At 64.0% G+C, this 13220-nt stretch carries 11 protein-coding genes; 7 read left to right on the top strand and 4 right to left on the bottom strand.

The annotated features are described in order from the left end of the window. The first annotated feature begins 123 nt into the window (after positions 1 to 123). From purH to B0G38_RS08640, 3 genes are all read left to right on the top strand, one after another. Positions 124 to 1791 (top strand): bifunctional phosphoribosylaminoimidazolecarboxamide formyltransferase/IMP cyclohydrolase, encoded by a 1668-nt coding sequence (purH, locus tag B0G38_RS08650; protein WP_264669054.1) that lies wholly within the window; start codon positions 124 to 126, stop codon positions 1789 to 1791. Between the two features lie 108 nt (positions 1792 to 1899). Next, positions 1900 to 2157, top strand: coding sequence for a hypothetical protein (locus B0G38_RS08645; RefSeq protein ID WP_264669053.1), 258 nt, complete (start codon positions 1900 to 1902; stop codon positions 2155 to 2157). Between the two features lie 166 nt (positions 2158 to 2323). After that, entirely contained in the window at positions 2324 to 4543 is a 2220-nt protein-coding gene (locus B0G38_RS08640; RefSeq protein WP_264669052.1) for an NADP-dependent isocitrate dehydrogenase, read from the top strand. A gap of 88 nt (positions 4544 to 4631) precedes the next feature. Here B0G38_RS08640 and B0G38_RS08635 read toward each other — a convergent pair whose 3' ends face one another. Further along, positions 4632 to 5009 (bottom strand): ester cyclase, encoded by a 378-nt coding sequence (locus B0G38_RS08635; protein WP_264669051.1) that lies wholly within the window; start codon positions 5007 to 5009, stop codon positions 4632 to 4634. Between the two features lie 94 nt (positions 5010 to 5103). Here B0G38_RS08635 and B0G38_RS08630 point away from each other — a divergent pair, with 94 nt between their 5' ends. Then, the gene (locus tag B0G38_RS08630) at positions 5104 to 6354 is read left to right on the top strand and encodes an AI-2E family transporter (protein ID WP_264669050.1); all 1251 of its coding nucleotides are present in this window, start codon (positions 5104 to 5106) and stop codon (positions 6352 to 6354) included. Between the two features lie 10 nt (positions 6355 to 6364). Here B0G38_RS08630 and B0G38_RS08625 read toward each other — a convergent pair whose 3' ends face one another. The 3 genes from B0G38_RS08625 to B0G38_RS08615 all read right to left on the bottom strand — a co-directional run bounded on the left by B0G38_RS08625 (position 6365) and on the right by B0G38_RS08615 (position 8928). Then, positions 6365 to 6781 (bottom strand): VOC family protein, encoded by a 417-nt coding sequence (locus B0G38_RS08625; protein WP_264669049.1) that lies wholly within the window; start codon positions 6779 to 6781, stop codon positions 6365 to 6367. A gap of 77 nt (positions 6782 to 6858) precedes the next feature. Beyond that, complete coding sequence (locus B0G38_RS08620; protein WP_264669048.1) at positions 6859 to 8340, bottom strand: glutamate--cysteine ligase; 1482 nt, start codon at positions 8338 to 8340, stop codon at positions 6859 to 6861. 126 nt (positions 8341 to 8466) lie between these two features. Next, positions 8467 to 8928, bottom strand: coding sequence for an Hsp20/alpha crystallin family protein (locus B0G38_RS08615; protein ID WP_264669047.1), 462 nt, complete (start codon positions 8926 to 8928; stop codon positions 8467 to 8469). 289 nt (positions 8929 to 9217) lie between these two features. Here B0G38_RS08615 and B0G38_RS08610 point away from each other — a divergent pair, with 289 nt between their 5' ends. The 3 genes from B0G38_RS08610 (at position 9218) to B0G38_RS08600 (ending at position 13200) form a co-directional block, all read left to right on the top strand. Next, positions 9218 to 10246 carry a hypothetical protein gene (locus B0G38_RS08610; RefSeq protein WP_264669046.1) on the top strand — a complete coding sequence of 343 codons (1029 nt, stop codon included), beginning with the start codon at positions 9218 to 9220 and terminating at the stop codon, positions 10244 to 10246. 86 nt (positions 10247 to 10332) lie between these two features. After that, positions 10333 to 12075, top strand: a complete 1743-nt coding sequence (locus B0G38_RS08605; protein ID WP_264669045.1) for an LPXTG cell wall anchor domain-containing protein — start codon at positions 10333 to 10335, stop codon at positions 12073 to 12075. Positions 12076 to 12216: 141 nt separating this feature from the next. Next, positions 12217 to 13200: a bile acid:sodium symporter family protein gene (locus tag B0G38_RS08600; protein WP_264669044.1), complete on the top strand. Its 984-nt coding sequence runs from the start codon at positions 12217 to 12219 to the stop codon at positions 13198 to 13200. Positions 13201 to 13220 lie beyond the last annotated feature (20 nt).

The following is a 13220-nucleotide window of genomic DNA, read 5'->3' as shown; positions in this document are numbered from 1 at the left end:
TGATCTCCGGAAGGATGGTCGCGGGGGAGCGGCCTGCCCGGCGCCACTTCACACTCTCCGCTCAAGTCACCCGTGAACTAAACTGATGCCATCCCCCATACTTTTGCATCCTTGGAGATTTGCGTGAGCTTGAAGCAGCTTGACCGTGTTCCCATCCGCCGGGCCTTGATCTCGGTGTACGACAAGACCGGACTGGAGGAGCTGGCGCAGGGCCTCCACCAGGCTGGCGTACGCATCGTCTCCACCGGTTCCACGGCCAAGAAGATCTCCGCGGCGGGCATCCCCGTAACAGAGGTGTCCGAGGTCACCGGCTTCCAGGAGTGCCTGGACGGCCGCGTCAAGACCCTGCATCCGCTGGTCCACGCCGGCATCCTGGCCGACCGCCGCCGCGAGGACCACGTCCAGCAGCTCAAGGAGCTCGGAGTGGAGGCGTTCGACCTCGTCGTCGTCAATCTTTACCCGTTTGTCGACACGGTGAAATCCGGCGCAGGCCAGGACGAGGTAGTCGAGCAGATCGACATCGGCGGACCGTCCATGGTGCGCGCGGCCGCGAAGAACCACCCCAGCGTCGCCGTCGTCGTCGACCCCACCAAGTACGCCGACGTGGTAACGGCCGCTGCCGAAGGCGGCTTTGATCTGACCGCACGACGTCGGCTCGCGGCTGCCGCTTTTGCGCACACCGCTGCATACGACAACGCCGTGGCGTCCTGGACTGCGGCGCAGTTCGGCGACGATACGGATGAGTCCAACCAGTGGCCGCCGTACGCCGGCCTGGCCCTGGAGCGCTCGGAAGTGCTGCGCTACGGCGAAAACCCGCACCAGGGCGCTGCCCTCTATGTCGAGAAGGGCGCGACGCCGGGCATTGCCCAGGCCGACCAGCTGCACGGTAAGCCGATGAGCTACAACAACTTTGTCGATGCCGACGCTGCCCTGCGTGCGGCGTTCGACCATGCGGAACCCGCCGTGGCGATCATCAAGCACGCCAACCCGTGCGGCGTTGCCGTGGCCACGCCCGGTGCTGCCGATCCTATTGCGGACGCCCATGCCAAGGCCCACGCCTGCGATCCGGTTTCCGCGTTCGGCGGCGTCATTGCGGCCAACCGCACCGTGACCGCGGGCATGGCCAACACTGTGAAGGACATCTTCACCGAGGTGGTCATCGCACCGGACTTCGAGCCCGAGGCCGTGGAGATCCTCTCGCGCAAGAAGAACATCCGCCTGCTCACCCTCCCGGACGGCTACCGCCGCGATCCGGCCGAAATCCGCCAGGTATCAGGCGGCGTCCTGGTCCAGGTGTCCGATACTTTGGAGGCCGACGGCGACAGCCCCGCGAACTGGACGCTTGCCGCCGGCGAGGCCGCGGATGAGCAGACGCTGGCCGATCTGGCCTTCGCGTGGAAGTCCGTCCGCGCCGCTAAGTCCAATGCGATCCTGCTGGCCAACGACGGCGCCGCGTTGGGCATCGGCATGGGCCAGGTCAACCGGCTGGACTCCTGCAAGCTCGCCGTAGAGCGCGCCAATACTCTGGGCGTGGCCGTCGACGGCGGTGCCGACGCCGCCGGCGGAGCCGCCAACGTCGAAGGCGCCGGTGCGCCGGAGCGGGCCCGCGGTGCGGTGGCTGCATCGGATGCGTTCTTCCCGTTCGCGGACGGGCTGCAGATCCTGATCGACGCCGGCGTCCGCGCCGTCGTTCAGCCCGGGGGCTCGGTTCGTGACGAGGAAGTTGTTGCGGCAGCCAACGCCGCCGGCATCACCATGTACTTCACCGGAGCGCGCCACTTCTTCCACTAAAGGTTCCGCCGCTGGCCACCTCAGCCGGATAACCCCTTGCCTGCACTGTGCCGGGCACTTAGGTTCGAAGCAACCGTTGTGCCCGGCAACGGCGTTTAAGAGGTGGCCATGCTTCCACTGCAGACCGTCGAATCAGCCGACTCGTCCGACGTATGGATCGGTCTCGCCGTCGTACTCATTGTTGTGGCGGCGGCGCTGGCCTTTTGGCTGGTGCCCCGGTTCAGGGAGCCGCGTTCGAGCTCCACGCATGAGCAGGCAGCTGTCCGCGAGGCCGAAGCACCCGGCGGCGCCATGCGGGACACGCACCTGGAGCAAAACAACGATGCGCACCGCGGCCAGATCTTCGGACCAGCCAGCGGGTTCTAGCCGCGGCGAATCACAGCGGCAGGCCTGCGTGGCGCGGCAGGAGCGCGGTCATGAAATGGCGTATATCGGGCCACGATAGGGATCGAAGCGGCCTCCTCGGGTAAGTTAGATGGTGAATTCAACAGGATTTACAGAGTTCCGTAGACCTTAGGGAGACGCCTCACCAATGGCCAAGATTATCTATACCCACACCGACGAAGCGCCGATGCTGGCCACGTATTCGTTCTTGCCGATTGTCGAAGCCTTCGCTTCGACAGCAGGTGTGGAGGTGGAGACCCGCGACATCTCGCTGGCTGGCCGCATCATCGCCGTCTTCGGTGACTACCTCACTGAAGACCAGCGGACCGGCAACGCGCTGGCCGAGCTCGGAGAGCTGGCGAAGAAGCCCGAAGCCAACATCATCAAGCTGCCGAACATCAGCGCGTCCATCCCGCAGCTGAAGGCCGCCATTGCCGAGCTCCAGGGCAAGGGCTACGCCCTGCCGGACTACCCGGACAACCCCTCCTCGGATGAGGAGACGGATATCCGCTCCCGCTATGACAAGATCAAGGGTTCCGCGGTGAACCCGGTCCTGCGCGAAGGTAACTCGGACCGCCGCGCACCGCTTTCGGTGAAGAACTACGCCCGGCAGAACCCGCACTCCATGGGTGCCTGGTCGGCGGATTCGAAGACCAACGTCGCCACCATGGACGCCGATGACTTCCGCTCCAACGAGAAGTCCGTGGTCATTCCGGCCGATGACACGATCAAGATCCAGCTCGTTGCCGCAGACGGCACCGTCTCCGTCCTGAAGAAGGACTTCCCGGTCCTGGCCGGCGAGGTCATCGACGGCACCGTGATGCGCGCCGCCGCGCTGGACGAGTTCCTCGCCGCACAGGTTGTCCGTGCCAAGGAAGAGGGCGTGCTCCTCTCAGCGCACCTCAAGGCCACCATGATGAAGGTCTCGGACCCGATCATCTTCGGCCACGTGGTCAAGGCCTACTTCCCTGAACTGTTCGAGACCTACGGCGAGCAGCTCGCTGCCGCAGGCCTGAGCCCCAACAACGGCCTGGCCTCCATCCTCAACGGTCTTGAGGAACTGCCGGCCGACGTCCGCGAAGGCGTCCAGGCTGCCATCAAGAAGGGTCTGGAAGAGGGCCCGGCACTGGCCATGGTGGACTCCGACAAGGGCATCACCAACTTGCATGTTCCCAGCGACGTGATCGTGGACGCTTCCATGCCGGCCATGATCCGCACCTCCGGCCACATGTGGGGCCCGGACGGCCAGGAGGCGGACACGCTCGCCGTGCTCCCCGACAGCTCCTACGCCGGTATCTACCAAGTTGTCCTCGACGACTGCCGTGCCAACGGCGCGTACGATCCCACCACCATGGGCACCGTCCCGAACGTCGGCCTAATGGCCCAGGCCGCCGAGGAATACGGCAGCCACGACAAGACGTTCGAGATCCAGACCGCCGGCACCGTCCAGCTTGTGGACGGCTCCGGCACCGTGCTGATCGAGCACCAGGTTGCCCCGGGCGACATCTGGCGTGCCTGCCAGACCAAGGACGTGCCCGTTCGCGATTGGGTCAAGCTGGCCGTCAACCGTGCCCGCGCATCCAACACCCCGGCCGTGTTCTGGCTGGATGAAACCCGCGCCCACGACGCCAACCTGATCGCCAAGGTCAAGGAATACCTGCAGGACCACGACACCGAGGGCCTGCAGATCGAGATCATGTCCCCGGTAGAGGCCACCGCCTTCACCCTGGAGCGCATCCGCAAGGGCGAGGACACCATCTCCGTTTCCGGCAACGTGCTCCGCGACTACCTGACGGACCTGTTCCCGATCCTCGAACTCGGCACCAGCGCGAAGATGCTGTCCATCGTTCCGCTGATCAACGGCGGCGGCCTGTTCGAGACCGGCGCCGGTGGATCTGCTCCGAAGCACGTGCAGCAACTGCTGAAGGAAAACCACCTGCGCTGGGACAGCCTCGGCGAGTTCCTGGCCCTGGCCGTGAGCTTCGAACACCTGGCCAACTCCACGGGCAACAAGCGTGCGCAGATCCTGGCCGACACGCTGGACCGCGCCACCGGAACCTTCCTGCTGGAGGACAAGTCGCCCAAGCGCAAGGTCGGCGAGCTCGACAACCGCGGCAGCCACTACTACCTTGCCCGTTACTGGGCCGAGGAACTGGCCAAGCAGACCGAGGATGCCGAGCTGGCGAAGTCCTTCGCCGCCGTTGCCGACGCCCTGACCTCCAACGAGGATGCAATTATCGGCGAGCTGCTCGCCGTGCAGGGTTCCCCCGTTGACATCGGCGGCTACTACGAGCCGGACGATGCCAAGGCGGCTCAGATCATGCGCCCGTCGGCCAAGCTCAACGAAGTTCTGGCCACGCTGAGCTAAACGCCGACCAGGCACAGCCAAAAGCCTGAAACGTACGACGACGGCCCGCACCTTTGCACTAAAAGGTGCGGGCCGTCGTCGTACTTTGCTATGGAGTAAGGCCAAGCTGCTGGAACCGGGCCAGGGAGTCTTCCAGTCCCCAAGCCCGTGCGATCAGGCCGTCTTCAAAGGTGAAGAAATACACTTCATCAACATTGTTGAAGTGGCGTCCGGTGGGAGCGTGGCCCCGCCAGGTTCCGAGGTGTGTGCCTGAGCAGCGGAACCGGGCGGCCACCGAGGAGCCGTCCGAGATCAGCTGCACTACAGACATCCGGACGTCCGGGAAGGAAACCCGGAACGGCTCGATCCAGCGGCGTGCAACCGGCACCATCCGGGGGACGTAGAACCGTTCCAGGGCGGCCAGATCCCCGCCCACCAGCACTTCGTCGACCAGTTTAATGATGGCTGCTTCGTGGGACATGTTCATGGCCTACACCATAAGCCTGCGGGGAGAAACCACGACCAGGTCTTCGTAGGGGTGTCGGCCGGATCCGTTGCCCAAGTGCGGCAGGATAGGAAGCATGCGATTTATTCCGAAGCGCCAAGCATCGACCGCCCGGTCGGTGACGAGCACCCTGAAAGCCGATCCGGACGCCGTGGAGTCAGCCACCGGCCCCGGGGTGAAGCCGCAGGAACCACGGGGGATTTTCGCCGCCGGCGTTGATCGCACGGCTCGATGGACCGGCCGGGCCGTTGTCATCTCCATCGGCTTGGTGCTGGCCTGGTGGCTGGTGCGTTCGCTGTGGTCGGTGGTTTTCCCGACGATCCTGGCCCTGCTGCTGGCCAGTATCCTGTGGCCGGTGAACCGTCTGGTCCGGCGCATCATGCCCAAAGCACTGGCGGCCTTTGTCACTGTGCTCGCGGCGCTGGCTGCCGTTGTCGGTGTGCTGATGCTGGTGATTCCGTCGCTCGCCTCGGGAACCGCGGGGCTGGCCGGAAGGGCGCGTGAAAATCTCGGGCAGATCACGCAGTTCCTGGCCGGACCGCCGTTCAATCTTGAAGACGCTGACCTGAATTCGCTGGTGGATAGCGCGGTAGCCCAAATCCGCGAGCACGCCGGCGGCATTGTCTCCGGAATCACCACCGGACTGGGGGCCATCACTTCGGGCACGGTCATCTTTATCCTGGTCCTGGTCTTTACGTTCTTCTGCCTCAAAGACGGCGACCGCTTCCTCGCCTGGACCAGCCGGTGGACGGACGCAAAGGTTTACGTCCACACCGCCGCCGTGACCTCCCGCGCTTGGCAGACCCTGTCCGGCTACATCTCGGCCCAGGCAGCCGTTGCCCTGGTCGACGCGGTCTTCATCGGCGCCGCCCTGTTCATCCTGGGCATTCCGCTGGCCTTCCCTTTGACCGTCCTGATCTTTATTGCGGCCTTCATCCCGGTGGTCGGTGCTGTGGCAACGGGCTTGTTGGCCGCCTTGATCGCCCTGATCTCCCATGGCTGGGTCACGGCCCTGATCGTGCTCGGTGTGGTGATTGTGGTTCAGCAGTTGGAGAGCAACCTCCTGCAGCCGTTCCTGGTGGGAACCAGACTGAAGATCCACCCGGCCGTGGTGCTGGCCTCGGTAACGGTCGGCGGCACCCTGTTCGGCATCGTCGGGGCTTTCCTGTCGGTACCGACAACAGCGGTGGGAATTGTCGTACTACGTTATCTGCGGGACGTGGTCTTCCCGGTCCAACCGGAGGGAGACGCAGAGGCGGACGGTTCAGACAGCAGCCCACGGGAAGCCGAGGCAACCGTGGCTGGTGCACAGGCCGAGCGGGACTAGCTGCCCAATGTCAGGCTGATCCTGTCTGGCCCAAAACGTCCAGGTAATGCTGGTTGTACATAACGCCGAGAATGTTGCCGAACGGGTCGACCACTGAAGCGGTCACGAATCCCTCACCTCGCTCGGTGATGGGTTCGTGCTCGGAAGCGCCCATGGCGAGCAGCTTCTCTACCGTGCCCGGCAGGTCATCGACATGCCAGAAGACGACGGCACCGGCTGGTGATGCAGCGGAACCGTCAGGTGCGTAGCCGCTGTCGATAATCCCCAATTCGTGTTGGTAATCGCCGATGCGAAATTCCACGTAGGCGGGCGGGCCTTGTTCCGGCCGCACAAAGTACGCCTCCATTCCCAGCAACTGGCTGTACCAGTCCTTGGCCGCCGTCACATCTTCCGCATAGAAGCTGACAGTAGTGAGTCCTCGCAACATCGGCTCTCCCTCGTCGGTGACGGCACGCCGTCGTTAATGGTTTCCGCCAGCCAAATCCTGTGTCTTGGCCGGAGCTGTTAACCCGCCTCACCCTCCACCGGCCAGGTGTGCACCGGCTCGTTAGTGTGCATGTTGTGCGAATACTGCCGCGTCATCTCGGCCAGCGCTGCCGGACGGTCCAGCCCGCCTGCCTCGAGCAGCCGCAGGGTCTTTATCTGCCAGCTGGCACCGGTCTGTTCCGTCTGGGCGCGGGCGCGCAGGATCTCCATGTAGCGGTCGATCAGATCCGGGGCCACCCGAAGATCTGCCAGTCCTTCGGCGGCCAGCGGCAGCAGGTGGCGGACAATCAACTCCACCACCGGAATATCTCCGATACCCGGCCAATAGACGGTCGCTTCCAGCCCCTGCCTGGCGCAGCTGATGAAGTTATCGGCCGCGCTCTTGAACGCGAGCCGGGACCACAGCGGCCGGTCCGCCGTCCTGAGCATCCGGACCAGCCCGAAGAAGAAGGCCGCATTGGCAACGGTATCCACCACCGTAGGCCCGGCAGGAAGCAAACGGTTTTCGAGCCGCAGATTGGGTATGGCTTCACCGGGATCGTAGATGGGGCGGTTCCAGCGGTAGACCGTGCCGTTGTGCAGGCGGAGTTCCGGCAGCAGCGGCGCGCCGGCCTTGGTCTGTTTTCCGGTGGTCCGCGAGAGCTCCGGCAACAGGGCCGGGAAGTAGCGGACGTTCTCTTCGAACAGGTCGAAAATCGAGGTGATCCACCGTTCGCCGAACCACACGCGGGGCCGGACGCCTTGGTTGCGCATTTCAGGCGGCCGCGTGTCGATCGACTGCTTGAACACTTCGATCCGCGACTCGTGCCAGAGCAGCTTCTCCATGAACACCGGTGAATTCGCCGCCAGCGCCACCTGCGGTCCGGCAACGATCTGGGCCGCGTTCCATACCGGCGCGAATTCGGCCGGCTGGACCTGCAGGTGCAATTGCACGCTGGTGCAGGCGGCTTCCGGGGCAATGTTCTTGGCATAAAAGGACAGCGATTCGATTCCCCGCACGTCCATCAGCACGTCTTCGCCGCGGGCCTGCAGCACCGAAGTATTAAGGGCGGCATAACGCTTGCCGGCACTGAGCCAGGACATGTCTTCCACCAGTGCGCGTTTAAGCGTGGGCAGGATACCGATCATGAGGATGCGGGCCTCCGCCGATGCAGCACGTTCGTCCGCCTGGTTCAACTGGTCGCGCAAGCTGTTCTCGAGCTCCTCCAGCCCACGGCCTGCCACGGCGAGGGCAGGATGGTTGAGCTCAATGTTGAAGGCGCCGATCTCGGTCTGGAAAGCGGGATCGGCGATGGCTTCGAGCACCGCGGAGTTGCGCAGCGCGGGGGAGCAGTCCGCATTGGTCAGGTTCAGCTCCAGCTCCATGCCAATGGAACCTGTTCCGGCGAAGTCGGCAGTGGCTAGATAATGCCCAAAGCTTTCCAGGTTTTCCAGCAGACGTTCACGGTAGCGGGTGCGCTGCTCACGGCTGAACGTCTTGGTTTTGACTTCTGAGCCCATGCTTGAAGGTAACCATCACACAGGCACCTTGTATAGGGTGGCGGGCCATCAGCGATAGCCAACCACACAAGGGTGCGGCCCTTACCCGGAAGGGCAAGGGGCCGCACGCTCCACACCGGCCGGGAATTACGCCTCGACTGACTTCTGGCCGTCCGTAGCTTCGGCGCTATCCACCGCCACGGTTTCAGCCGCTCCGGTGACAACCTCGATCTTGCGCGGCTTGGCCTTCTCGCTGACAGGGATGGACACCGAGAGCACGCCATTTTCGTACCGGGCGGTGATGGCATCGATGTCGATGCCCTGGCCCAGGTTGAGCTGGCGCAGGAATGAGCCGCCTTCGCGCTCGCGGGTGAGCCACTTGACACCTTCCGCGCCGCGCACGGTGCGCTCGGCCCGGATGGTCAGCAGCTGCCCGTCGACGTCGATGTCAACGGATCCCGGATCGATGCCAGGCAGGTCAGCGTTCAGAATGTAATGGTCCCCGTCGCGGTACAGATCCATCGGCATCAGCCGCAGGCCCGGGCGGTTTTCCAGCAGGGCTCCGGCGACGCGGTCCAGTTCACGGAATGGGTCAAACTTCATGGCCATTGTCATCAACTCCTTCGCACCAACGCCCCGTACGGAGCGGCTGTCTTGGCTCTCCATAGTTGAGTCTCCTTCGCTCAACTACGTTCATAGATTAGCACTCAGGTAGGAGGAGTGCTAACTCTTTTTGATAGCTGTCAGCGAACAAATGACTAACCGATTCACCCATTCCTCTGGACGGGTGCTGGCAACGGACGTAGCCTGAAATTCGGAAGCAAAACTGGTCGTCACGGGGGTGGTCACGGTGCGCGTTGAGCCGCTGTCCCGTGTGCCCGTTCTGGTGCGCAGGGTCGTGTTCACAGCTGCAGCCACCGCCGGATTCGCCCTTTTCGGGATCGCCGGCGCGAGTGCCGCAAACGCTGACGACGGCCTTCTAACCGAAGTGCTCAGTTCAGAAACACAAAGTACGACGGCGGCGCTCACCGAGGAGCTCATAGCCGTTACCGACGACGTCGGGGCAGTGGCAGGGAAGCTGGTGCCCGTTACCGGCGAACTTGCGGCCGTGACGGACGAGGTCGCCCCGGTTGTCGAAAAGGCCGCCGCACCTGTCCTTGAATCAGCCGCGCCCCTGATCGATCCGGTGCTCGAAACCGCTGCGGACGTCGTGAAGCCTGTTGTTGAAGCCGGTGCAGCCGCTGTGCAACCGGTAATCACTCCGGTTCTCGAAGCCGCGGCACCTGTCGTCGAAGCAGCAGCACCTGCTACCGCCCCGGTGATCGAAGCTGCTGCTCCCGTCGTCGATCCGGTCAAAGAGGCAGCTGAACCTATCGTTGACGCAGTAGAAGCCGGTGGGTTGGCAAGCGAAACTGCCGGCTCGAACGAAACGATTACCGCGGTCGAAGACGGTCCGACCGAGGATGCATCATCGGTCCCCGTTGCAGTAGTTGAGGTTCCCGCCAACCAACCGGCGAATGTCCCGGTTGAAGTTGTTCCCGCCGATACCGCCGCTGGCGCACCGGACAACGGCCAGGAAAACGAGCGCGAAGCAGCGCCCGCCCCGGCCGAGCTGCGACCAACTGCGGCGCAGTTCTTGGCCCAAATGGCCCCAACATCTTCGGCGGTCACGGATCAGGATGCCCATAGCGCGGCCGGGGAATCGTATCCTGGCCAGCCCGTCGCGGCTCCTCCGAATGCCGTCCCAGCGGGCGTTGGCGGAAGCGGCACTGCTGCCGCTGGCGGAAGTGCCTCCGGCGGCCAGGGCGCTGCTGACGTTCCTTTTTCTGATCTGCTCCCGCCGTTAGCCAATTCGGGCACTGCCGATGGCTCGGCTTGGAGCCTGCCCGCTTCACGTTCTTCGGATCCCGGTTCCTCTCCTGATTGATACCGGTCCACGCTGCCCGCTTGCCGGCAGCACACGGACCCTGCCGTCCGCAACGGGCGGCAACAGATTCAATCAGGAGAAGAACCATGCGTAGAACAATGCGGACGGCGCTGTGCAGCGTCGTCTTTAGCGGAGGACTTATCGTCCTCGGTACCGCGGCTGCTTCAGCCGCGGAATCTGAACCAGCGGAGACTGCGGTTGCTCCGGACAGCACAGTGGCAGTTGAAGCGGACCTGGATGTGATCACCGACGACGTCGGGCTCGATGCCGTAGCGGATGTGGACGCCGAGGTCCTCGGTCTCAAGGCAGACGCCGATCTCGACGCCGAACTGCTTGGAGCTGAGTCGGTGGCTGACGTTATGGCCGACGTGGAACTAGGCGGCGACGCAGTGGACTATGCCGCTTCCATCGAGGCAGAGCCCGAGCCAGATGCCGTCGAAGCTGAGGCAGCCGTGGTTGTTGATGCTGACGTTGCCGTCGGGATAGCCGAACCTACCGGCACCGAAGCGGTGCAACCTGAGGCCGTCGAACCTGAGGCAGTCGTAGTTGCGGATGCTGACGTTGCCGTCGGCATCGCAGAACAAGATTACGCGGTTGCCGAGGAACCTCAGGTTTCGGAAGCGGACGTGGATACGGTTGCGGATGTAGAAGCCGAAGCCGATGTCGTACTCGGCGATTCTGACGCGGTGGTCGATGACAATACCGTCGAAGCGGACGTGATGGCAGCAGCCACGGTAGGCACCGAGGAAGGCGCTCTGGCCGAAGCAACGGATGATGCCGAGGCCCCAGCAGTAGAGACCGATGCGGACGCCTCTGCCGATGTGGTGGTCGAGGACGTTGCTGCTGCTGACGTTGACGCCGCCGCAGATGTAAATGTGGCACTCGACGAAGACAACCTCGTCGACGTTAATGCGCACATTTGCCTTGATGCTGATGTTGCCTTGCTGGGTGAGGGACTCTCGGCGGACGGGTTGCCATGCCGCACTGCACAGAGCAGCACCGGTAACGATGACGGTCTGCTTGCCACCGATGCGGACGTACTTGCGGATGCAACGGTGGTGATCGGCGAAGTGATCGCTACCGATGATTTCAATAACGTCGAGACTGATGCTGCCGGAGACCTTGTTGCCGAGGTGGAGACGGTTGTAAACGCTGGCGACGGCGTTGGCGTACTGGCCGACATTTGTCTGGACGCCGCGCTGGTCCTTGGAGGCTTTGCGACAGGTGACAATGACTGCCTGGCTGGAACAGCGGGCAATGGAGCAGGATCAGACGGCACAGTCGGCGATGCAACTGACGAAGATGCAACCGGAGGAGACAACAACGACGGAGACGGTGTAGCTGGAACGCAGGGTTCCGGCAATACCGGGATTCCGGGTGGCGACGCCACCACCGGGACTGATGCCGGAACCGATGCAACCGAGTCGAACACGGATTCGCCTGCAGGGATCGCCGGAGACCGAGGGGTCCTCGCCGGCGGTGAAGGAACTCCCGGAATGGAAGGAACTCTGGATTCTGCCTTCGTTGCTGCTGCTGACGGCAGCGAGGCAACCATAGGGGCACAGGGGGAGTCAGCGTCGAACGGCGTTGAAGCGTCGGCAGCCGCTACCCGCATCGCAGGCAGCGACGCGACCGGAACCAACAGCGGAACGCTGGCGGCCGGCGTCGTTGTTGGTAGTTCGGGTGCCAACGCGCCTGGTGCCGGCGCTGAAACCCTCGCGGAGACAGGAGTGGCTACGACGCACCTGCTGTTCGGCGGGATGGCGATGATTCTGCTCGGCGGCCTGCTGGCCACCAGGCGGAAGGAAGTTGCTCCGATGAGGAGCTAACGGAAGGGCAGGCAGCGGTGCGGCCTCTTCACTAGGACCTTGGCGGAAGACAAACGCCGGAAGAGGCCGCACACCTGTCCGTATATTGATACAACCTCCACATAGTGGACGCTCGGGGCGGAGCATTTATAAGCTTGCGCAATGACTTCGCCAGTTGAACCACCGCGGACAGCAACCGCCACCATCGATACCATCCGGGAGGACCGGGCTGCGACAATAGCGGTCACGCTGTTCCCGATCCTGATTCTGGCCGGCGGCGTTGTCGCTTTCCTGTTCCCCTCGGCCTTCACCGGCTGGGGAGCACTGGTCACGCCGGCACTGGGCATCATCATGTTCGGCATGGGGCTTACCCTGACGCCGCCGGACTTCGCGCTGATCGCCAAGCGGCCGATTCCTGTGGTGCTCGGGGTGATTGCGCAGTTCGTCATCATGCCGCTGCTGGGCCTGCTGATCAGCATGGCGCTTGGATTGCCGCCGGCTCTGGCTGCCGGTGTGATCCTGGTGGGCTGCTGCCCCGGCGGGACCGCCTCCAACGTGGTGTCCTACCTGGCCAAGGGCGATGTCGCCTTGTCGGTGGCGATGACTTCGGTGTCGACGTTGCTGGCGCCGCTGCTGACGCCGGTCCTGACCTTGTGGCTGGCCAACCAGTACATGCCGGTTGACGCCGCGTCCATGGCCGGATCGATCGTGCAGATTGTGCTGATCCCGGTGGTGCTGGGCCTGGTGGCACGCTTCTTCCTGCCCGGGATCGTGGCCAAGGCGCTGCCGCTGCTGCCCTGGGTCTCGGTCCTGGCCATTACCTACGTGGTGATCGCTGTCGTCTCCGGCAGCGCGGCGGCCATCGCCGCGGCAGGGTTGCTGGTGTTCATCGCGGTAGTGCTGCACAACGGCCTCGGCTACGCGCTCGGTTACGGCGCCGCATGCCTGTTCAAGCTGCCGATTTCCTCGCGCCGCACCACGGCCATTGAGGTGGGCATGCAGAATTCGGGCCTTGCTGCCGGCCTGGCCGCCCAGCACCTCACGCCCGAATCCGCGCTGCCCGCCGCCATCTTCTCCGTGTGGCACAACGTCTCCGGCGCGCTCATTGCAGCGTTCTGGCGCCGTCGGGATGCGGCCAAGTCCTAACCAAGGAAACAGCCGGGCGG

The sequence above is a fragment of the Crystallibacter permensis genome (assembly GCF_025960875.1).
Taxonomy (GTDB): domain Bacteria; phylum Actinomycetota; class Actinomycetes; order Actinomycetales; family Micrococcaceae; genus Crystallibacter; species Crystallibacter permensis.
Note: the sequence above shows the minus strand (reverse complement) of the source record. Positions and strands in the feature narration are given on the sequence as shown.